General features: G+C 46.4%; 19 protein-coding genes. 2 read left to right on the top strand and 17 right to left on the bottom strand.

What is annotated here, in order from left to right:
- Positions 1-49 precede the first annotated feature (49 nt).
- The 12 genes from pepN to CWI81_RS03445 all read right to left on the bottom strand — a co-directional run bounded on the left by pepN (position 50) and on the right by CWI81_RS03445 (position 14,207).
- Entirely contained in the window at positions 50-2,659 is a 2,610-nt protein-coding gene (gene pepN / locus CWI81_RS03500) for an aminopeptidase N (protein WP_126783833.1), read from the bottom strand.
- 9 nt (positions 2,660-2,668) lie between these two features.
- The gene (nhaC, locus tag CWI81_RS03495; RefSeq protein WP_126783832.1) at positions 2,669-4,123 is read right to left on the bottom strand and encodes a Na+/H+ antiporter NhaC; all 1,455 of its coding nucleotides are present in this window, start codon (positions 4,121-4,123) and stop codon (positions 2,669-2,671) included.
- A gap of 11 nt (positions 4,124-4,134) precedes the next feature.
- Positions 4,135-5,517 carry a sodium-dependent transporter gene (locus CWI81_RS03490; RefSeq protein ID WP_126783831.1) on the bottom strand — a complete coding sequence of 461 codons (1,383 nt, stop codon included), beginning with the start codon at positions 5,515-5,517 and terminating at the stop codon, positions 4,135-4,137.
- A 119-nt stretch (positions 5,518-5,636) separates the two neighbouring features.
- Entirely contained in the window at positions 5,637-7,700 is a 2,064-nt protein-coding gene (gene prc, locus CWI81_RS03485) for a carboxy terminal-processing peptidase (protein ID WP_126783830.1), read from the bottom strand.
- Positions 7,701-7,725: 25 nt separating this feature from the next.
- Positions 7,726-8,379, bottom strand: a complete 654-nt coding sequence (gene proQ, locus CWI81_RS03480; RefSeq protein WP_126783829.1) for an RNA chaperone ProQ — start codon at positions 8,377-8,379, stop codon at positions 7,726-7,728.
- A complete protein-coding gene (locus CWI81_RS03475) occupies positions 8,372-8,662 on the bottom strand; it encodes a hypothetical protein (protein WP_126783828.1) in 291 nt (96 codons plus the stop codon). Before CWI81_RS03475 ends, proQ begins: the two co-directional genes overlap by 8 nt.
- 9 nt (positions 8,663-8,671) lie before the next feature.
- Positions 8,672-9,145: a GAF domain-containing protein gene (locus CWI81_RS03470; protein WP_126783827.1), complete on the bottom strand. Its 474-nt coding sequence runs from the start codon at positions 9,143-9,145 to the stop codon at positions 8,672-8,674.
- An 8-nt stretch (positions 9,146-9,153) separates the two neighbouring features.
- On the bottom strand, positions 9,154-9,456 hold the full coding sequence (locus CWI81_RS03465; protein WP_126783826.1) for a YeaC family protein: 303 nt from the start codon (positions 9,454-9,456) through the stop codon (positions 9,154-9,156).
- Between the two features lie 11 nt (positions 9,457-9,467).
- Positions 9,468-9,797, bottom strand: coding sequence for an eL43 family ribosomal protein (locus CWI81_RS03460; RefSeq protein WP_126783825.1), 330 nt, complete (start codon positions 9,795-9,797; stop codon positions 9,468-9,470).
- A 28-nt stretch (positions 9,798-9,825) separates the two neighbouring features.
- Complete coding sequence (locus CWI81_RS03455; RefSeq protein ID WP_126783824.1) at positions 9,826-11,502, bottom strand: alanine/glycine:cation symporter family protein; 1,677 nt, start codon at positions 11,500-11,502, stop codon at positions 9,826-9,828.
- Positions 11,503-11,556: 54 nt separating this feature from the next.
- On the bottom strand, positions 11,557-12,684 hold the full coding sequence (locus CWI81_RS03450) for a M14 family metallopeptidase (protein WP_126783823.1): 1,128 nt from the start codon (positions 12,682-12,684) through the stop codon (positions 11,557-11,559).
- A 77-nt stretch (positions 12,685-12,761) separates the two neighbouring features.
- Positions 12,762-14,207: a glyceraldehyde-3-phosphate dehydrogenase gene (locus CWI81_RS03445; protein ID WP_126783822.1), complete on the bottom strand. Its 1,446-nt coding sequence runs from the start codon at positions 14,205-14,207 to the stop codon at positions 12,762-12,764.
- A 99-nt stretch (positions 14,208-14,306) separates the two neighbouring features.
- On the opposite strand from CWI81_RS03445, the gene CWI81_RS03440 reads away from it, so the two are divergent.
- Entirely contained in the window at positions 14,307-15,125 is an 819-nt protein-coding gene (locus CWI81_RS03440; RefSeq protein ID WP_126783821.1) for a DUF2989 domain-containing protein, read from the top strand.
- Here CWI81_RS03440 and msrB read toward each other — a convergent pair.
- The gene (msrB, locus tag CWI81_RS03435) at positions 15,100-15,513 is read right to left on the bottom strand and encodes a peptide-methionine (R)-S-oxide reductase MsrB (protein WP_126783820.1); all 414 of its coding nucleotides are present in this window, start codon (positions 15,511-15,513) and stop codon (positions 15,100-15,102) included. The genes CWI81_RS03440 and msrB overlap by 26 nt on opposite strands.
- Before the next feature lie 85 nt (positions 15,514-15,598).
- Between msrB and pyk the strand changes: the two genes are divergently transcribed.
- Positions 15,599-17,029, top strand: coding sequence for a pyruvate kinase (pyk, locus tag CWI81_RS03430; protein WP_126783819.1), 1,431 nt, complete (start codon positions 15,599-15,601; stop codon positions 17,027-17,029).
- On the opposite strand, the gene CWI81_RS03425 is transcribed toward pyk, so the two are convergent.
- From CWI81_RS03425 to CWI81_RS03410, 4 genes are read right to left on the bottom strand one after another with little or no spacing between them, the layout of a single operon-like run.
- On the bottom strand, positions 17,026-17,874 hold the full coding sequence (locus CWI81_RS03425) for a DUF6279 family lipoprotein (protein WP_126783818.1): 849 nt from the start codon (positions 17,872-17,874) through the stop codon (positions 17,026-17,028). The two genes, pyk and CWI81_RS03425, sit on opposite strands and share 4 nt — an antisense overlap.
- Positions 17,874-18,701, bottom strand: a complete 828-nt coding sequence (locus tag CWI81_RS03420) for a LytR/AlgR family response regulator transcription factor (RefSeq protein WP_126783817.1) — start codon at positions 18,699-18,701, stop codon at positions 17,874-17,876. Before CWI81_RS03420 ends, CWI81_RS03425 begins: the two co-directional genes overlap by 1 nt.
- Positions 18,698-19,813 (bottom strand): sensor histidine kinase, encoded by a 1,116-nt coding sequence (locus CWI81_RS03415; RefSeq protein WP_126783816.1) that lies wholly within the window; start codon positions 19,811-19,813, stop codon positions 18,698-18,700. The genes CWI81_RS03420 and CWI81_RS03415 overlap by 4 nt, the downstream gene beginning before the upstream one ends.
- Positions 19,810-20,508: a flagellar brake domain-containing protein gene (locus CWI81_RS03410; protein ID WP_126783815.1), complete on the bottom strand. Its 699-nt coding sequence runs from the start codon at positions 20,506-20,508 to the stop codon at positions 19,810-19,812. Before CWI81_RS03410 ends, CWI81_RS03415 begins: the two co-directional genes overlap by 4 nt.
- Positions 20,509-20,543: the final 35 nt, after the last annotated feature.

Raw genomic sequence — 20,543 nt, 5'->3', positions numbered from 1 at the left:
TGTTATCGATCACGGTGGTCGCTTATTGTTGAATGAAAACTCTAAATAATTATGCAGCTAAACTATTTTCGACTTTTTCAAATAAGTCGCTGGCCAACCCAGGTAAAGCCCTTAATTGCTCAAGCTCCTGCTTCATCAGCGCCTGCCTATCAGCGTCGTAACGACGCCAGGAGACAAAGGCACTTAACAGACGAGAGGCAACCTGTGGGTTGCTGTCATTAAGCTGACGGATGACCTGCCCGACCAATCGATATCCGGCTCCGTCGACTCGATGAAATTGAGCGACATTCTGAGTGAAAGCTGCCAGTAATGAGTATACCCGGTTCGGGTTGTCCAGGGTAAAGTCTGGATGTTCCATCAGTTTTTGTACCGCCTCTACGGTATTCGAACTGTCAGCCAGCGCCTGTGTTTGGAACCACTTGTCCATAACCAGCTTTTCACCACGCCACTGCTCATCAAATAATGTCAGTAATGGTTGTGCCTGCTGATGCTGAGTCCAAACCGTCGCCTGCAGCAAAGCCAGACTATCCGTCATATTATCGGTCTGACGGTACCGCTCAATAAACCAATCGCTTTCAGTTTCAACTTCCGCCAGATAACTCAACAATGTATTGCGCAATTGACGTCTTGCGATGTCCTGCCCCTGTAGCTGGTATCCATTACTGTCAAGTTCAGCAGACAACTGTTGGTAACGCTCGCGAATACTGTCTTCCAACGATTCAGCCAAATGCCGTTTCAAACGTTTAAGGTTATGCCGAAGTTTTTCCACCGGTATGACCGAGTAACTATCGGCAAGTGTGGCAATATTTGGCAGTGTTAACGCCAACGCGATGAGTGCCGGGTCTGTGTCACTATTTAATAGTTCACGACAAGCTTGCACCGTATCCGCATCCACCTGAACCGTTGTTTCTTTGGCTACCGCCTCATGAATTAATGTCGCAAACAATTGTTGAGAGGCATCCCAACGACTAACCGGGTCGGGGGCAAATGCCATTAACGTGCGTAATTCGTCGCGACTTATCTCACGCTCGACTTTTACGGGAGCAGAAAAGTTATCGAATAGCGATACTACCGGTTGTTGCTGCGCGGTTAGCTTATCAGTAAATGCACCACTGACCCGGAAATCCTGTTCTGTTTCGGTCAATTCCAGCACGGTATCAGTTAACTGAATAACCTCACCGGCAGGGTTAAGTGCCGATAATTTAACCGGGATATGGAACGGCTGTTTAGTTTCCTGACCCGGTGTTGCCGGCGTGTGTTGCCGCAATGACACCACGAGTTGCTTGTTGTCGTTATCATAGTCAACAGTCGCTTTAACTTGCGGCGTTCCTGCTTGCGAATACCAGCGACGAAACTGACTAAAGTCGGCTCCGTTCGCCGCTTCCATCGCGGCTACAAAATCTTCACAGGTAACGGCCTGACCGTTATGCCGTTCGACATAGCATTTCATACCGCGCTGAAAACCTTCTTCTCCCAGCAGCGTGTGCAGCATTCGGATGACTTCAGCACCCTTGTTATACACCGTAACCGTATAGAAGTTATTCATTTCCAACACTTTGTCCGGCCGAATTGGATGCGCCATAGGACCAGCATCTTCAGTAAACTGATGTGACCGGATAATTTTTACATCCTGAATGCGATTAACCGCTCGCGAGCCGAGATCAGAACTAAATTCTTGATCGCGGAACACAGTCAGGCCCTCTTTCAAACTAAGCTGGAACCAGTCCCGACAAGTAATACGGTTGCCCGTCCAATTGTGAAAATATTCATGGCCGATCACCGATTCTACGTTAAGAAAATCCTGGTCGGTTGCAGTCCTCGGGTTAGCTAACACGTATTTCGCGTTGAAAACATTAAGGCCTTTGTTTTCCATTGCGCCCATATTAAAGAAGTCGACCGCAACAATCATATAAATATCGAGGTCGTAGACCAGCCCAAAGCGCTCTTCATCCCATTTCATGGCGTTCTTTAGCGACGTCATCGCATGGTCGGAACGATCCAGATTGCCTTTATCAACAAACAGCTCAAGTTTTACTTCGCGACCTTCGCGAGTGGTAAATGTGTCACGCAACACATCAAAATCACCGGCCACTAATGCAAACAAGTAGCTTGGCTTCGGGAATGGGTCTTCCCAAACCGCAATCCGTTTGTCGCCCTCTTCGCTTTGTTTGATTAAATTACCGTTCGCCAATACAAACGGGTAACTTTGTTTGTCAGCAATAATTGTGGTGGTAAATTTAGCCAGTACATCAGGTCGGTCTAAATAATAGGTAATGCGTCTAAAGCCTTCAGCTTCGCACTGTGTACAATAGGTACCATCGGCCAGGTAAAGTCCTTCCAGGGCCTTGTTATCCCGCGGGTTAATACTGTTTACCACAGTCAGGGTAAAATGTTCTTTATCGGTCGTTATTGTTAACTGTTGATCGGTCACCGTATACTGCTGCTCTGGTATCGACTCTGAATCAATTGATACCGATTCCAGCGTCAAACCCTCACCGTCCAGTTCTAACGGTTGTTGATGATTGCCCTGGCGGCGCACCACCATAGTACTGGTCACCCGCGTATTAACGGGATCCAACTCTACCGTCAGGTCGACGGTGTCGATGGTAAAGTCAGGAGCTTTATAATCTTTACGATACTTCGCCGTTTTCTGTGACATATACATCCATTACTGCGTTTGTGTTTCGTGGTTAGGCTTCAAATATAAAATAGTCCAGCCAGTGTAAGCAAAAACAATAGCAATTAGCGGTGTTAAATAGTTAAAGAAAGCATAGATGCCGTATTCAAACGGGCTTACTGCCAGTACGCTGAACATGTAAGCACCACAGGTGTTCCATGGGATCAAAGCGGAGGTCAGCGTACCACTATCTTCTAAGGTACGGGACAGCACGCGGGGATCAAGGTTGCGGCGCTCATACTCTTCTTTAAACATCCGGCCCGGTAGCACAATCGCCATATATTGATCAGCGGTTAGTACGTTGGCACCAAAACAGGTAAAAATAGTTCCGGTAATTAATGAGCCAACGCTTTTAGCCCATGTCAACATACCCTGGATAAACCGTTTAAGCAGACCCAACTTCTCCATGATGGCGCCGAACGTCATCGCACTTAATATAAGCCACAAGGTGTTGAGCATACTCACCATACCACCGCCGCTAAGCAATGAATCAAGGTTGGTACTGCCAGTACTGACCACGGTACCGTCCGACATCGCCAGCCATACCACTTTTATGCCCGATAACAGGCTGGTATCACCAGCCATCTGTGATACCACATCCGGTTGGAACAATAATGCCCAAAAGCCACCCAGTAACGCGCCGAAGAACACTGTCGGCAGAGCCGGCTTGCGGGTTGCGGCCAGGTAAAGCAAAACAAACAGTGGAACTAACATTTCCCAGCCAATATTAAAGGCACCTTGCAGTTGCTGTTGCATTTGCTCTAAACGTGCCAGGCTGACATTGCTATCTGCGTTAAGGCCGAGGAACAGGAAAATAACGACTGAAATAACAAACGCAGGTCCGGCGGTATAACCCATGTAACGAATATGCGAGAACAGGTCCGTTCCGCTGACTGCCGGTGCCAGGTTGGTGGTATCCGATAACGGTGACATTTTGTCACCAAAATAGGAGCCTGAAACAATAGCACCCGCTGCGATAGCTGGCTCTAGTCCCATACCAGAAGCAACGCCCATTAACGCAACACCAATGGTTGCCGCTGTGGTCCAGGAACTGCCGATAGACAGCGCGACCAAGCCACAAATGATACAGCTGGCAGCATAAAATAAACTGGGATTTAACAGCTCTAGTCCGTAATAAATTAACGTGGGTACGGTCCCTGACAGTAGCCAGGTACCAATTAACGAACCGACAGCTAAGATAATTAACATGGCGCCTAAGGCGACAGAAATACCCTCGGTAATGCCCTCTTCTATCTGCTCCCAGCTAAAGCCGTTCCGAAAACCAACGATGATAGCTATACCCGATGCAACCCACAGAGCAATCTGGTTAGGCCCATACGACGAGTCTTGACCGAAAAAATAGACCGACGACGCTAACATAACAATTAGTGCTAATAGCGGTATTAATGCCTGCAGTAATGATGGCTGTTTTATAGTTTTTGTCATTGTTAAAAAACCTAAAGTTTAATTACGCCAATAAGCTGTAAAAAGATAATGATGATAGCAATCGGTGCTACGTATTTTAGACACAAGAGCCAAATGTCATAGAGCCCTTTAGTGGAATCCAGCTCGTCCTCTGAATGTTTTCTAAGCATCACCCAGCCCGCCAAAATGGCCAATAATAAACCACCAATCGGCAACAATAAGCTGGACGTAAGCACGTCAATAAAGTCAAAAATACTCGCTATGGGTTTTCCAAACCAAGAGAAATCTAGCTGGGTCCAGCTAGCTCCGGCAAAGGAGTGTACCGTTAACTGACCTAGTAACCAAAGTACAACACCGGAGATCAGTGTTGATGGCCAACGCCCTAATTTGAACTTTTCGGCAACAAAAGCAACGGACGACTCAATCATTGCAATGGCCGAGGTAAAAGCTGCCATTACGAGCATGACAAAAAAGATCGTGCCAACTAAAGCCCCTGCCGGCATTTCACTGAAAGCAATCGGCAACGTGGTAAAAATAAGCCCTGGTCCCTCACTCGGTGTTAAGCCAAAGCCAAACACCAACGGGAAGATAGCCAGCCCCGCCAGTAAGGCGACAAATGTGTCTAATATCGCTATCCAAATACTGGTCTGCACAATTGAGGTTTCGCGCGGGAGGTAAGCACCGTACATTATAACCACACCCGACGCTAACCCCAGGGTAAAGAACGAGTGACCTAATGCGATCATCACCCCGTTAACCGAGAGTTTACTAAAATCAGGTTCGAACATGAATTGCACAGCGGCCGAAAAATCTCCAATGCTGCCGGAGTAAATAGCTATACCGACCAGCAATACAACCATTGCGGGTAGCAAAAAGCGCACTGCTCGTTCAAGACCATCCTTAACTCCGTTGCCAACCACTAACACGGTAGCAACAATGATCAATGTGTGCCATAAGGTCAGCTCCCACGGCGACGCTAACAGAGCACCAAAATTGTTGGCAATAGCATCCGCACCAGCGCCGCTAAAGGTGCCTTTGGCCGCTTTAAAAACATAGGCAAGCGCCCAGCCCGCTATGACCGCGTAAAAGCTAAGAACTAAATAGCCGGTTAACATACCCAACCAGCCAGCAATCTGCCAGCCTGAGCTCTTCTCCGATTCCTCAGCCACAGCTTTTGCAGCATAGCCGGGAGAATGTCTGCCGCGCCGGCCAATGACCACCTCAGCCATCATGATTGGTAAGCCTATAAACGCGATACACAGCAGGTAGATAAGTACGAAAGCCCCGCCGCCATTCTCGCCCATCACGTATGGAAACTTCCAAATGTTACCCAGCCCAACCGCTGCTGCAGCCGATGCGAGTACAAAGGAGAGTCTACTTGACCAGCGACTTGATATTGTATTTGTTATTTTCATTGTTGTTCTAGGTCAATTTTTTATAACGGAATAGTTGACCATAAAATCCCCTTGTTTGCCACGCAAACAATAAAAAACCGCCGTAATCGGCGGTTTTTTAAACACTTATGGAGTTCTTACTAGCTTTTATTATTCGCTAACTGAGTTTCATCGATATAATCAAAGCCAATCGCTAATGTTTGTTGCAAGAATGGATCGACATCCAGCGTTTCTTCATCAACGTCATCAACCGACTCAACCGGCTCTTTACCCTGGCGCTTCAAGCGGTCATTCAGGCGCTGCAACCGAAGCTGTTTCTGTTGCTTTTGTTCAGCTTCACGCTGTTCGATGTTCAGGCTAACCCAAGTTTTATCCTGTTCAGTACGTAAGCGCTCGATTTCATCGAAAATGTACTCAAATTCGGGATCAGATTCGATCCGTTCATTCGCGCTCTTCTGTAACTCGGCAAACTCATCCTGATCGACCATGTTCAGTGCTTTATAAGACGCTTTTTCTACTTTATCCCAGGGTAACGCGTTATCTTCTTTACTCTCACCCCAGTCAGCAGCTTCTACATATGACGGTAGTTCGATATCAGGCTGCACGCCTTTCATTTGCGTACTGCCGCCGTCAATTCGATAAAACTTTGCGACCGTATACTGAACGCTGCCCAGAGGCTTATCATAGAAATCAAAACGACGTGTTAATCCGCGATGCTGCTGGACGGTGCCTTTACCGAAAGTGTTTTCACCGACAATCAAAGCACGCTCGTAGTCTTGCATTGCCGCCGCAAAAATTTCGGATGCCGAGGCGCTGTAACGATCGACCATAACCACCAGTGGACCGTCATAATAAACTTTACCATCCCTGTCGGCGCTGACATCCACTTGTCCGCGGCCATCACTAACTTGAACAATTGGACCTTTATCAATAAACAGACCACTCAGACTAATTGCTTCGCTTAATGCACCGCCGCCATTTCCTCTTAAATCAACAGTGATGCCTTCAACCTTTTGTTCGCGCAACTCATCGAGTAAGCCCTTAACGTCAGCGGTCAAATTATTATAAAAACCGGGGATTTCAATAACACCCATTCGCCGGCCTTTATAAGGCCCTTCCTCGGGCACTTCAACATCAGCTTTTGCTGCACGGTCTTCAAGTTTTACTTTGTCCCGCGTAATTTCAACGACTGTCGGAGTACCGCCTGTCCCCTGCGAGGCTTCCAAAATTTGTAGTCGAACTTTACTGCCCTTCGGCCCTTTAATTAACTCAACAACGTCATCAAGCCGCATGCCAATAATATCGACAAAATCTTCCGCATCATCGCCAACACCTTGCCCTACGGCAATAATTTTATCTTCCGGCGATAATTTATCGGTCTTGTCTGCAGGACCTCCAGGAACCAGACTTCTGATGACTGTGTAGTCATATTCTGATTGCAGGACCGCACCAATGCCTTCCAACTCCAGGTTCATATTCTGCCGGAACCGTTCCGAGTTTTGCGGTGATAAATAGCTAGTATGAGCTTCGACCGAGCGGGCGAAGGCATTCATCAATGTCTGGAAGACATCCTCGCTTTTCGATTTGGTCAATCGGTTAAGAGCACTGTTGTAGCGTTTACCCAGCATTTCAACAACTTCTGGCCACTCTTTACCGGTCAATTTTAGATTCAGCGCATCATACTTCACCCGCGCATCCCAAAGGTCATTTAACTCTTCTTCAGAACCCGCCCAGTTTTTATCTTCTCGGTCGTAATAGTATTTGTCGTCTTCAACAGTGAAGTCCATAGGCTGGTCTTCGTCGAGTAATGACAGCGCATACTGGTAACGCTCGAAACGACGCTCCAGACTTGTTTGATACAAATTGTAAGCGACATCAAGCTCACCACTTTCTAACATGTCATCAAACAGGTTGGCGTACTCTTCAGACCCTTCAACGTCAGACTCTAATAAAAACATCTTATTAAAATCTAACAGCTCTAAATAACGCTCATGGATTTTTTCGGACAGTTCATTATTGAGAGCAGGCTGCGAAAAGTGATATCGAGTAAAGTAAGCGGTAGCGCGCTCCGCGGCAGTATCGTGATGATCTTCTTGCTGTAGCTGAGGTAACTCAGAAATGTCATGCGTTGGTGGAACCGCCAACAGTGAAGGCGACACCAGCAACAAGGCCAGCGTGCTTTTCTTTACCCATGGATACTTCATTGACGACTCCTACCTCTTAAATTTTTTAGTCAGCCTTAACAAACACATTGTCAATTTTAACTTTCATACTCAAACCGTTATCTAAACGAACCTGAATATCATCTTTGTCAATTTCGGTAATAGTTGCCGGCATCGGTTGATTACCTGCTTTTACCTGTACCTGTTGACCAATAGATAATGCGTTTAGTTCCACATCATTAAGCTTTGGTGCAGGCTTCGCTGTTTTATTACGAGGCTTTTTATTCGTTGGTTTACTTTTATTCGCCGGCTTTGCCGGAACTTTGGCGCGAGCTTCGCGTTTTGCCGGATCCGATTGGCGTTGCTTGTTGCGTTCTTTATTTTTCTCGGCAACTTTAGCTTTCGACTCCCGCAACGACTCTTCGGCGTGCTGTTGATGTTCTTCGGTAACAGGTTCTACCTCGTTCCCCTCGAGATCAACGCGTTGTTGCCCTTGTTTGACACTGTGTAAATAGCGCCAACTATTGGTGTAATGGCGCAATGCCGTGCGAAGCCGTGTTTTGCTGACCGTTTCGTCGTCTTCAAGGCGCTTCGCCAAGTCATCAAAGATGCCAATTTTTAACGGTTTCGCATCCCCCTTTACTGAAAAACACGCCGGGAATTTCTCCGCTAAATAGGCGATAACATCTTTGCTTTTAGTCAGCTTAACCGGTTCATTCATTCCAATCTTCTTCCTGTTCACGAACAACTTTTAAAACGGACTTCACGTAGTCATCCATTTCTTCGAATTCTAATTCCAGTAAGGCAGGCTCCTCGATCCAATCGTATAGAGTTCTGCGCACTGCTTCTTCTAACTGCTCCACCGTATCAGATTGTTGTTGATACTGGTTTATTAAATGCAACATCTCGTTAATATTATCAGCCGCCTGCTCTTCATGGCCTTCAAAAAACCAAGTGTCACTATGGCTGACTAAAAACAGCTGTACATCAAAGGTATGCATCATAACAGTGGTTTATCCTAACTGCGACCAATCAAGTTGTGTGCAATGCTGTGCAATCTCAGCGATTACATCGGCATCTTTTACCGAAAAGCGACCAACGCTGGGGCTATCAATATCTAGTACCGCGACCACTTTGTTATTAATCACAATCGGAGCAACGACTTCACTGTTTGATGCTGCATCACAAGCGATGTGTCCACTAAACTGATGAACATCATCAACGTGCTGTAACTGCTGCTGTTGTGCAGCCACGCCACATACGCCTTTACCAAATGGGATGCGAACGCAGGCGACTTTGCCCTGGAACGGTCCTAAAACCAATTCGTCCTGGCCTCTAACTAAGTAGAACCCGGCCCAGTTGATATCGTCTAAGCCGTCAAAAATTAACGCTGAAATGTTAGCCAGGTTGGCAATTAAATCTGGCTCGTCAGCGGTAATTGCCTGACACTGCCTCAGCAATTCGCTGTTCTCGTTTGCATCAATCATTTAAAGCCTTAATCATTATTGGAGGATGAGTCATCGAGTGTAAAGCGAGCAATTGATTGCTCGGGTTGTTCGGCGAACTGTTGCTTTAAATCACGCTTACTCTTCATTAGCATATTACCGTCCTTACCAATACTCATATGCTGATCCGACGGTATGAATTTAGCCTGATAAGCCATTACCAACTGTAACGAATTTTCTCGTTGTTCATCAGTCAATTTATTGCCGTCAGGCCAACGCCCGGTTTCGACGGCTGTAACAAGACGATCATAAGTCTCACGACTCATTGAATTTATTAAATCATCAAACTGCACGCGATTCTGCCCTACCGTCTTTTTCGTTTTATAAATAACATTTGTACACGATTAATAATAAACCAGAGTAATCCGACAATCATTACGCCAATAGCTGTATTGTATTGCCAGCTGTCTGGTAGAGGCTGTTGCAAAAATAAATAGACAAACGCCGCAATTGCCAGCAGCAATGCTAACATCGAACGCGACAACAGCTTGTCTTTCTTTTCTTGCTGCAACCGGATAAATTCGCGTTGCAAATCTTCCTCAGACTGGCCCGCAAAGACAAAATGACAATGCGGGCACTCTTTGGCTTTTGACGAAACGCGCTTATTACATGATGGACATTGTGCTAACGCCATAAATTACCTAATTCTTTTGTTTAAGCCGTTACTTTTGCTTGTTTTCTTTATCAAAGTCTTTCCAGTAAGACTTTACCGTGCCTTTCATTTCTTTGTGCAACAGCAGCATGCCCAACAAGTTAGGCAGTGTCATTAACACAATGGCTACAGCAGATGCGGTCCAGACCAAGGTAGTATCCGCAAACGACGCCCAGAAAAAACCAGCGACATAAAGGATTCGATAAGGCATTACGCCTTTTTGACCCACCAGGTACACGACCGCTCTATCACCATAATAAGACCAGGCGATGGCCGTTGAAAAAGCAAACATTAACAAGGTTAACGGAATAATGTACTGACCATAATCGCCAAAATAACCGTTAGCGAATGCCAGTGATGTTAAAGCCGCCGAGTGTACCAAAGACTTACCGACAACCTCTATATCATCTTTAATCAGGTTACCATTATTTACCGTTACCGTGCCGGTATAAGCATCTTCACCAGCAACGATAAAGCGAACATCTTCAGCAACTGAGCGCGCGTGCAGGATAGTGAACTCACCATCACTTTGAGCCTCGCCGTCAATAACTTCTACCGTACCGTTGTAACGTTCAATTTCGTTATCCGAGGTTTGGTTTAAATAAGCATATAATGCTTCACGGTCGGGTTCATTTTTATCGCTATATTCCCCGGCGATAAAGTCGAGGTCACTGCGCGCAAAATTGTTTTCGAATTTTTCGCTCCAGACACCGGACGACAAGATAACTAAGCCGGTTAAGGTACAAATCAAAATGGTATCGAGGAAAGGCTCCAAAATAGAGACCAAGCCTTCTGATACGGGATCCGATGCTTTCGCGGACGCGTGCGCAATGGGTGCTGAACCCTGACCCGCTTCGTTTGAGAACAAACCACGGTTGACACCACGGTTGAAGGCGTAAGCAAAGCTTGCTCCTAAGAAACCACCTGCTGCTGCAGAACCACTGAAGGCGTTGGTGAAGATAGAGCTAAACGACTCGCCGATGTTATCAATATTAAAGAAAATAACGCTTAGTGAGCCAATAACGTACAGTAAACCCATTATTGGCACGATCTTCGAGGTAACCGCTGCAATTCGCTTAATACCACCGATGATGACCATGGCCAGCAGTATGGATAACACCGCGCCGGTGATTACCGGATCAATTTCGAACGTCTGTTCCATTGATTGAGCAATGTTATTGATCTGCGGCATGTTGCCGGTACCGAATGAACTAATAATGGTGGCAATAGCAAAGATGACTGCTAGCCACTTCATGTTTAACCGACGATCCATGTAGTACATAGGGCCACCGGCCATGGTGCCGTCTTCAGTTTTTACCCGGTATTTATGCGACAGTGTTACTTCCACAAACTTGGTTGTCATACCAAGAAAAGCGGTCATCCACATCCAGAAAATTGCCGCCGGTCCACCGAGAAATATAGCCAGTGCTACGCCACCGATATTACCGGTACCTACGGTGCCGGATAACGCAGTCGACAGCGCCTGAAAGTGAGTGGTGTCACCCTGAGTACCTTTTTTATCAAATTTACCACCAAGCACTTTCCAGGCATGACGAAAATACCGCACCTGCGGAAAGCCAAGATAAAGAGTAAAGAATAAACCAACCCCTAAGAGTAAAAACGGGAAATAGGCTGCAGAGCCTAAGAACCCGTCAATCCAGAGTAAAAAGTTATTGAGCGTTTCCAACGTGAGCTCCCCTTAATATTATTGTTATTTTTTGACGTGGGTATTTATCTATTATTAACGCAATTTAGGTGAGACTGCCAACATTGCCGTTAAAACATCTTCACCTAGACGCTGACAACGAGCAACTGACCAACCAAAATCCTCGTCCGGTAAATCAGCATTGTCTTTAAATGGCATTTCCAGCGTATAAGAAAGACACTTAAACTGTTCTGCGACCGCTGTGTTTGCCACTGTCATATTGGCTTTGCCAGGCTCATCAAACTCGTAGCCATACTGCGTTTGAAACTCTGGTGTAGCAGTCAGTAACGCAGCTTTAAAAGTATCTTCCAGATCTTGATGGCGTTCATCATAAGACGGAATACCTTCACAACCAGCGACAAAGTTATAAGGTAGTGCTTCATCGCCATGGACGTCCAAAAACATATCAACGCCAGTTTGCTGCATGCGTTTTAATACATAAAATACTTCCGGGCTCTTTTCCAGGCTAGGTTCAGCCCATTCACGGTTTAGGTTAGTACCTACCGCGTTGGTTCGTAAATGCCCTCTTACGCTACCGTCCGGGTTCATATTAGGAACCAGATAAAACACATTGTTATCGAGTAATTTGCGGCTAACACCGTCTTCATCATCCAGTAAGCGAGTGATAAAGCCTTCCATAAACCACTCAGCCATAGATTCACCCGGATGCTGACGAGCAGTCACCCAAATCGTATTTTTGTGTTCAGCCGGTTCACCGACAATCAACAAATTTAATTCACGGCCATCGAGAGTCTCGCCCAACAGCTCATGATAACAATCAACGGATTGCTGCGCTGTCTGCACAAGATCCTGATGACGTTCATAAGAATAAGGAATAAAGTAGGCATAAAATACCGACTCTTGCTCTGGGGTATGGCGAATGGTTAATTCCTTGCCATTGTATTCGGTTGGCACACGAAACCAGGTATCACGGTCGTAAGAGGCTAGCGCCTGATAGTCTTTCCAGCCATCGGGGTAAGCTGATTGACCCGCGTTTTTAATGGTCATTACGTGTTCTTCGCCAGCTTCAGCAAACAGTTTAAAATGGAACCACTGATAAAAGTCAGACTGGTTATCTTTGTTGATAGCCAGCCGAATGTCGTCCGGATGTTCGGCTTTTATAACATTGATATTACCGCTATCAAATGCAGCATTAATATGCATAGAGTTCCCTTAACGTGTGTTCTGTCTATTCTGTTAAAAAAAAGCGCCAACTCAGGCGCTTTGCTATTTCGTATAGTTTAACGAGGTAAGTTAGGTACTTTAAGACCAGCCATCGCTTCTGCAACGCGAACTACCTGACAACTGTAACCAAATTCGTTGTCGTACCAAACATAAAGTACGGCACGGTCATCTTCAACAATGGTTGCTTGAGAGTCGACGATACCTGCGTAGCGAGAACCAACCAGGTCCGAAGAAACAATCTCAGTCGACGCGGTGTAGTCAATCTGACTCTCAAGTTCCGAATGCAACGCCGTCTGACGCAAGTGGTCATTCAAGTCGTCTCGTGTTGCCGCTTTAGCCAGGTTCAGATTCATAATTGCCATTGAAACGTTAGGCGTAGGCACTCGAATCGCGTTACCCGTTAGTTTACCTTTTAGCTCCGGCAATGCCTTGGCAACTGCTTTAGCAGCACCGGTTGAAGTAATAACCATGTTAAGCGGCGCCGAGCGGCCACGACGTTCAGCACTGTGATAATTATCGATCAAGTTCTGATCGTTGGTGTAAGAATGCACAGTTTCAACGTGGCCATTATTGATGCCATATTCGTCATTAAGTGCTTTCAGTACCGGAGTGATCGCATTGGTTGTGCAGGAAGCTGCGGAAACAATACGATCGTCGTCTTCGATATCTTTATCGTTAACGCCAAATACAATATTTTTTATGTCGCCTTTTGATGGCGCCGTCAGCAACACTTTAGCAACACCTTTTGACTGAAGGTGCAGACCAAGACCCGCTTCATCTTTCCAGATACCCGTATTATCGATAACAATGGCATTATCAATGCCGTAATGGGTGTAATCAACTTGGTCAGGGCCGTCTGAGTATATAACCCGAATGCTGGTGCCGTTGGCTTTGATGCTATTGGTTTCTTTATCGACGGTGATTGAGCCGTTAAATTGTCCATGAATTGAATCACGGCGTAGCAGACTCGCGCGCTTTTCTAAGTCGCCTTTACGCCCACCACGGACCACAATAGCGCGCAACCGCATCTTATTATTGGCACCGTTACGTTCAATCAATAACCGGGCAAGTAAGCGACCAATACGCCCGAAACCGTACAATACGACGTCGCGCGGTTCGATACTATCTTCTACGTCGACAATCTCACTCAATTCCTGACGGATATAATCTTCTACTGATAACTCATTGGCTTTTCCACCAAACAAATAGCCGTAGGCTAGCTTACCGAGGTCAACACGTCCCGGAGCAAGCTGCATTTCTGCTAACGCTTTTAAGAACGGGAAACTCTCACGCAACCGGACTTTTTGCCCTTCATGCCGACGGATCAGGCGATGCGCTTTAATAATGTTAATAGTGTCAACGTTCAACAGCGAACGTCCATAAACCAAGATCTCTACACCAAAGTTACGGTATAATTTGCCGATAAGCGGCTGCATTAACTCAGCGTACTCCTGACGTTCTTGCCAGCTTGATAGGGTTGGATCTTGTTGGGTTGAGTTCATTAGCTCTGTCCTCGTTCTGTGGTAAGCTTAAAAATTCGGCGTTATTGTACTTAAAAGCCGGGCCATTAGCCAATCGAAACTAAAATCGAGAGTTATTTAATGCAAATACCGTTAAAAATGTCTTTTGTAACACTGATTTTCTCCAGCATGATAGTGGCAGCTTGCGGTGAGCGAATGCCTACCGTCCGCGAGATGTGTGAACAAGACCCGGCACTGTGTAATGACTTAAATGAAGATAACTGGTGTCGGTCAGAGCGCCGACAATTGATTATTTCACGTTTTTTACACCAGCAGAATAATAGCGCTGAACGACAATATTATCTATTAAAGGATTTACAGGCCTACTCACAATGCATCGAGCTTGCGTCCAATATTGAACATCACAAATTAAAAGATAAACAATCGCATCGTATCGAAGCTTATCTGAATAGCCTAAAAGCCATTAAAAAACGTGCTGAACAAAGCGCTAATAGTGAAGCTCCGCTGCTGTTGTACTGGCACTGGGCTAATCGCAGCGACGAGCAAGCTTTGGACAAACTGCTGGCGCTTGAAGATACCAAAGCCGTGCAAACCCACGAGTTGCAATTCGCGCTGGCCACCTACTATGCCAAGCAAGACCAGCAAAAACTGTTATCCCTATTGTTCAGCGCACTTCGGCTGTACCAACCCGAACAACGGTTTAATGTCGAAATTCCCGAGTCACTCGTCACTTATTATCTGGGGCAGGAGCAAATAAAGCCTGCCTACATATGGTCACAGGTAGCCATCGCTTTTGGCTCGAGAACGATGAATGAAGAGCAAATTCGGGCAATCGTCAATGCCACCGACGATGAATACGATCGGTGGCAAGACGCTGCTAAAGATATTGTCGCCGAAATAGAGTCCGGTACCTTTAATCGTTATCCGGATAATTCATAGCGACGGAGTTAACACAGTACCGCTGTCCCGTATCTGTTGGGCCATCTTCAAAAACATGGCCCAAATGACCATGGCATCGACTACAGACGATTTCAGTGCGAACCATACCGTGCGTTTTATCTTGGCGATACTCAACCGCACCTTCAATTGCCCGGTCAAAACTTGGCCAACCGCAATGCGCGTCAAACTGGTCTTTAGCCGCAAATATTGGCTGACCACACCCGGCGCAAACGTACTCTCCGGTTTTATCTAATGTGAGATATTCGCCAGTAAACGGGCGTTCCGTGCCCTGCTCCCTAAGCACCCGATACTGTTCATCGGTTAACTTTGAACGCCATTCTTCATCGGACACTGATCGCCACTGCTCGGTTTGGTTATCTTTTGTCATCACCCCTCCTGAATTGACTTACTACTGACACATAGCCTGTGCTAGACTTTTGTTATCATTAACGTTTTGCTTGCTGGAGTATTGCATGCTACGCCGCACTAAAATTGTTACTACCTTAGGGCCTGCTACGGATCAGGACGATGTTCTTGAAAAATTAATTTTAGCAGGTGCCAATGTGGTCCGCTTAAACTTTTCACACGGCACGGCCGATGAGCAAAAAAAACGCGCGAGTCAGGTACGCGAAATCGCTAAACGACTGAAAGCGCACGTAGCAATCCTGGGTGATCTGCAAGGACCGAAAATCCGGGTAGCCCGATTTAGTAACGACAAAGTTGTGCTTAAATCGGGTCAGGCGTTTACCCTGGATGCGGAGTTTGATGCTTCTGGCGGTGACGATTCGATCGTCGGTCTTGATTATAAAGAACTCCCACAGGATGTTGGCAAGGCGGATATATTATTACTTGACGACGGTCGTATTCGGCTCGAGGTCGATTACATCGACGGTAGTGCTGTCCACACAAAAGTACTCGTTGGCGGCACGCTTTCCAACAATAAAGGTATTAACCGCCTGGGCGGCGGATTGTCAGCCAAAGCGCTTACTGAAAAGGACTACGAAGATATTGAGACCGCCGCAGAAATTGGTGTGGACTACTTAGCTGTGTCTTTTCCGCGTAGCGGCGAAGACCTAAACACCGCTCGCCAATTGTTGCGACAGGCCGGCGGTAGAGGCGTTATCTGTGCAAAAATCGAGCGCGCAGAGGCGGTTGCGAGCGAGCATGCGTTAGACGATGTGATTCGCGCCTCTGATGCAGTGATGGTCGCCCGCGGTGATCTGGGTGTGGAGATCGGCGATGCGCAACTTGTGGGCAAGCAAAAGCTAATCATTTCCAGAGCTCGGCAAATGAACAAGGTGGTGATTACGGCAACGCAGATGATGGAATCGATGATCGAGAATCCAATGCCGACCCGGGCCGAAGTTATGGATGTCGCCAATGCCGTACTCGATGGAACCGATGCGGTTATGTTGTCAGCGGAAACGGCGGCGGGTAAATACCCTGTAGAAACGGTTAAGGCTATGGCAGAAATTTGTCTGGGCGCAGAGACTCACCCCAGCGCGCAATTGCGGCATGATGACTTAGAAGAGAGCTTTTCTAGTATTTCGGAAGCCGCTGCGATGTCAGCGATGTACGCAGCAACACATTTAACTGGGGTGAAAGCGATTATCGCACTAACAGAGTCGGGATTCACTGCAAAATTAATGTCACGAATCACTTCTCATCTTCCTATTTTTTCATTGTCGCGTCATGCCGGAAGCCGCAATAAGTGTGCTCTATATCGCGGTGTCTACCCGGTCGATTTTGACTCCACCAACAGTAAAAATCCGATTTTGGATTCGATCGAGGTGATCAAGTCACTCGGACATGTCAATAAAGGCGATTTGGTCATATTAACGCACGGCGACGTGATGGAAACCGTTGGCTCCAGTAATACCTGTAAGATTATTGAGGTTAGCTAATTACTGCTATCAAAATCCGCAATAAGGTCGCTGAGCAGTTCCAGGTACTCATCGGCCTTATTGACTAATCTGTCACGCTGTTTTTGATTCAGGCTCTGATACAAAGCCCACATGTATTTATGTCTAACATAACGGCGTTGCTCGTTGTACTGCAAGTGAGCTTCGCTACGAATCTCCCGTGGCTGAGTAATTAACCGGTTCAACGGCTGCTCAGGGATGGGTTGTTGTAGTAGTACCGTTTCGAATTCAGCCGTCCAGCGTTGCCGATAATCAAGCCAGAAGCTGCCCTCTGGCCGAGCCTTGACCCAATCGTGCAAGATCACTTGCTGTTCCTTAGTAACCTCTCCCATCCATTCTTTAAGCCGTTCTTCACGCCGATTGACTCGTTCAATTTCAGCCAGCAGCTCACTGGTATTGTCCTCTGCCCGCTCTGCTCGCTCTTCTTCAATATTTTCGTACAAATTACTGATTAACTGACGGCGCTGCCCGACTGTTAGCTGATTGAGTAAATCAGAGTGTTTTACAACCTGCTGCTGAACATTACTCCAAAACAGCCAGAGCTTGTCTTCAAACTCGCCAATATGCTCTCGTTGCAACGATTGTTCGGAGATTAACGTTCTTAATTTTAATAATTCCCGTCGATACTTAGGCAGCTCGGTTGTAGCGTGCCACTGGTGGAGTTGATCAATAACTTGCGACGCTTGTTGTTGCTGTTCACTGTCAAGCTCGACGTAGTCGTCGAGTTGCCATTCCACCAGTGTATCGGCGTAACGGTACCCTAATTGTGCCGCACAGCCAGTTAAAACCAGGGTTAGCGACAGCACCAAAAATGTCAGTCGTTTCATTAAGAGAGTATCAGTTGCTTGATTTGGTCTTTATAGCTACGACTTACTTTCAATTTTTGACCATTCTTTAAAATTAAATGATATTCGCCGTTGTGCCGAGTACACAGTTTTTCAACCTGGTCGACATTAACAATTGCTGAGCGATGAACCCGCTGAAACCGATTAGGGTTAAGTTCTTGTTCTAAATCCTTCATGGTTCGCCGTAAAATAAAAGTTTCTCCAGCCGCGTGGATACACATGTAATCGCCCGCGGCATCAACCCACTCAATGTTGTTCACAGGAACCCGGGTTATTTCGCCACTATCCTTTATCGCAATGTGTTCCGGATAGCGGTTAAGCTCCGATACACTTGCGCCGGCGGCTAATTTTTCAAGAATCGCATCACCATCATGGCCCGTCACCTCCGACACCAGGCTCACTAGCTTCTGTTGAGTTTGGTCATAGCTCGACGGCTGCAGCTCTTGTTGCACGCGTTCCAAAGTCTCTTTTAGCCGAGTTTCATCCACTGGTTTTAATAGGTAATCAAGCGCTCGTACTTCAAAGGCTCGAATCGCATATTGATCGTAGGCCGTTACAAATACAATGGCCGGTAATTGCGACATTCTTTGCTGTAATTCGCGCAGTAGCTCAAAACCATTCAACCCAGGCATTTGAATGTCTACAAACACCACATCCGGCTTTTTTACAATAATTTGTTCCAGTGCCTCACGGCTATTTCCCGACTCCCCCACCAATTCAACGTCACTAAAAGGCTCGAGCCGCAGAGCTAGTCCCTTTCTGGCAAGAGATTCATCATCTACGATATACGCGCTTAACGATTGCTTCATCTGTTCTCCGGAGTTTCGTAGGGCAATACGATTTCAACACACAATCCTTGTGGCTTATTGGGCTTCATCTGAAAACGAAATTGCTTGCCATATAACGCCAGTAAACGCTCCTGGGTATTTTGCAAACCAACCCCGCTATTTTTAAACAACGCTTGTGGGTCATTCGGTGCATCGGGCCCGTTGTCACACAACGTAATCTGCAACTGCCCGTCAGCAACAAAAGCAGCTAACGATAGCACCCCAACATCTTCCACTTTTGCTATCGCATATTTTATTGCGTTTTCTATCAACGGTTGCAGTAATAAACTAGGAACTAAAGCCCGACGAGCTTCTGGCGTTACATCAACCTGTATCTCAAGACGTTCATCAAATCGAACTTTCTCAATATCCAGATACAGCATTAACGCATCTATCTCTTTTTCTAAGGAAATCTTTTTAATCGGGTCATTATCTAATGAAAAACGCAGAAAGTGACTCAGTTTGTTGACCATGCGGTTGGCCACGTCATTCTCTTTTACCATGATTAGGGTAGAGATGGCGTTTAAGCTGTTAAATAAAAAGTGAGGGTTAAGCTGATATCTCAACATCTTTAATTGCGCCTGATGAGCGCGTGAGGACGCCATTAACGCTTTCTGTCGTTCGCCCTGCAGCATTTGGTAATATTTGATACCAAAATAAAGACCGCTCCAGCTTAAAATAATGTAGAACTTCGCCAAGTTATTTTTAAAGTAAAAAAACTGACTATCGGGCCGAAAGCCGAATTTATAAATCTCCCAGTAGGTTGCGTTATCAATCACCGCCCAGACTGAGGCACACAGGTAGGAGGTGAGGATAACCACTAGCATCAGCAATGCCGGGTGCAGCTCCCAACTGCGCTGGTATAAGTAACGTAATGGGATAGTTAACAAAAAGCCGGCATACGCGCCTAACAACAGCACAACGCCATATATGTCACGCATTTCGTGCATCAATGAGCCAATGTAGTTCACTAATGCATAACCCCCCCACCCCAATGTCTGCAGCACCCAAAACGATCGGTTTCGATGCTCAAACAAAGACGATCTGACGAGTCGATCAACTAAGCTTGAGGTAAAGTGATTACTGTTACTCATTCACCGGACCGGGATAACGCATTAATGTCTACCAGGCTCCCTGAGAACAACGCATTGATCGACTCTTTCTGATTCGAGTTAAACTGCATACCCAGCTCACAATGCTCGTCTTTACGTTTGATTTGACGGACAATACAGTTAATTTTCAGCTCTCCATTGCCATTTTGCTGAACCGTTAGCTGGGCTCTTTGGCCGCTATCCCAATCAGGGTTTTGAGGCTCACCTTCATCGTTTGTCTGGTAGGTATGTTTTACCCGACACCCGGTCTCCGATACATCCAAAATCACCCCGTCGACGGTTAAATCACTGCCATTATCTTCGGTAAGCCTCGAAATTTGAGTCGGTAAATAGGCATCAAAGCGGCGTCCTTGGCGAATAACCCGGCTCTCAACGCTGCTTGGCCAGTCAAGAAATAGCATCTTGGTGGGATGGGCAACAACAAAGTTAATATCGGAACGAAAAGCGCAAATCTCCCCATTACCGTTTTCCAACACAAACCTTACTATCACTGGCACACCCTCGTGTAGGTGCTCTCTCAGCTCTCCGTAGCGTTTAGACTCCGGCATATTTAATATAAACCAGCGCCCTTTTACAACACCGATGAAATCGGTTTGAAATCTAGCTGGTACATTGAGACCGGCAACCTGAATTTCTACGCGTTGTCCGACCGTCATTTGTAAAATTTTACCGGTCATATAGTCCTCTTTTTGGGATCCGTCCGTATGTTACT

The organism is Idiomarina seosinensis (assembly GCF_003987275.1).
In the GTDB taxonomy this organism is placed as follows: Bacteria; Pseudomonadota; Gammaproteobacteria; order Enterobacterales; family Alteromonadaceae; genus Idiomarina; species Idiomarina seosinensis.
Note: the sequence above shows the minus strand (reverse complement) of the source record. Positions and strands in the feature narration are given on the sequence as shown.

Coding starts and splice junctions, on each gene's coding strand:
- pepN (WP_126783833.1), bottom strand. CDS start 2,659: ATGTCACAGAAAACGGCGAAGTATCGTAAAGATTATAAAGCTCCTGAC.
- nhaC (WP_126783832.1), bottom strand. CDS start 4,123: ATGACAAAAACTATAAAACAGCCATCATTACTGCAGGCATTAATACCG.
- CWI81_RS03490 (WP_126783831.1), bottom strand. CDS start 5,517: ATGAAAATAACAAATACAATATCAAGTCGCTGGTCAAGTAGACTCTCC.
- prc (WP_126783830.1), bottom strand. CDS start 7,700: ATGAAGTATCCATGGGTAAAGAAAAGCACGCTGGCCTTGTTGCTGGTG.
- proQ (WP_126783829.1), bottom strand. CDS start 8,379: ATGAATGAACCGGTTAAGCTGACTAAAAGCAAAGATGTTATCGCCTAT.
- CWI81_RS03475 (WP_126783828.1), bottom strand. CDS start 8,662: ATGATGCATACCTTTGATGTACAGCTGTTTTTAGTCAGCCATAGTGAC.
- CWI81_RS03470 (WP_126783827.1), bottom strand. CDS start 9,145: ATGATTGATGCAAACGAGAACAGCGAATTGCTGAGGCAGTGTCAGGCA.
- CWI81_RS03460 (WP_126783825.1), bottom strand. CDS start 9,797: ATGGCGTTAGCACAATGTCCATCATGTAATAAGCGCGTTTCGTCAAAA.
- CWI81_RS03450 (WP_126783823.1), bottom strand. CDS start 12,684: ATGCATATTAATGCTGCATTTGATAGCGGTAATATCAATGTTATAAAA.
- CWI81_RS03445 (WP_126783822.1), bottom strand. CDS start 14,207: ATGAACTCAACCCAACAAGATCCAACCCTATCAAGCTGGCAAGAACGT.
- CWI81_RS03440 (WP_126783821.1), top strand. CDS start 14,307: ATGCAAATACCGTTAAAAATGTCTTTTGTAACACTGATTTTCTCCAGC.
- msrB (WP_126783820.1), bottom strand. CDS start 15,513: ATGACAAAAGATAACCAAACCGAGCAGTGGCGATCAGTGTCCGATGAA.
- pyk (WP_126783819.1), top strand. CDS start 15,599: ATGCTACGCCGCACTAAAATTGTTACTACCTTAGGGCCTGCTACGGAT.
- CWI81_RS03425 (WP_126783818.1), bottom strand. CDS start 17,874: ATGAAACGACTGACATTTTTGGTGCTGTCGCTAACCCTGGTTTTAACT.
- CWI81_RS03420 (WP_126783817.1), bottom strand. CDS start 18,701: ATGAAGCAATCGTTAAGCGCGTATATCGTAGATGATGAATCTCTTGCC.
- CWI81_RS03415 (WP_126783816.1), bottom strand. CDS start 19,813: ATGAGTAACAGTAATCACTTTACCTCAAGCTTAGTTGATCGACTCGTC.
- CWI81_RS03410 (WP_126783815.1), bottom strand. CDS start 20,508: ATGACCGGTAAAATTTTACAAATGACGGTCGGACAACGCGTAGAAATT.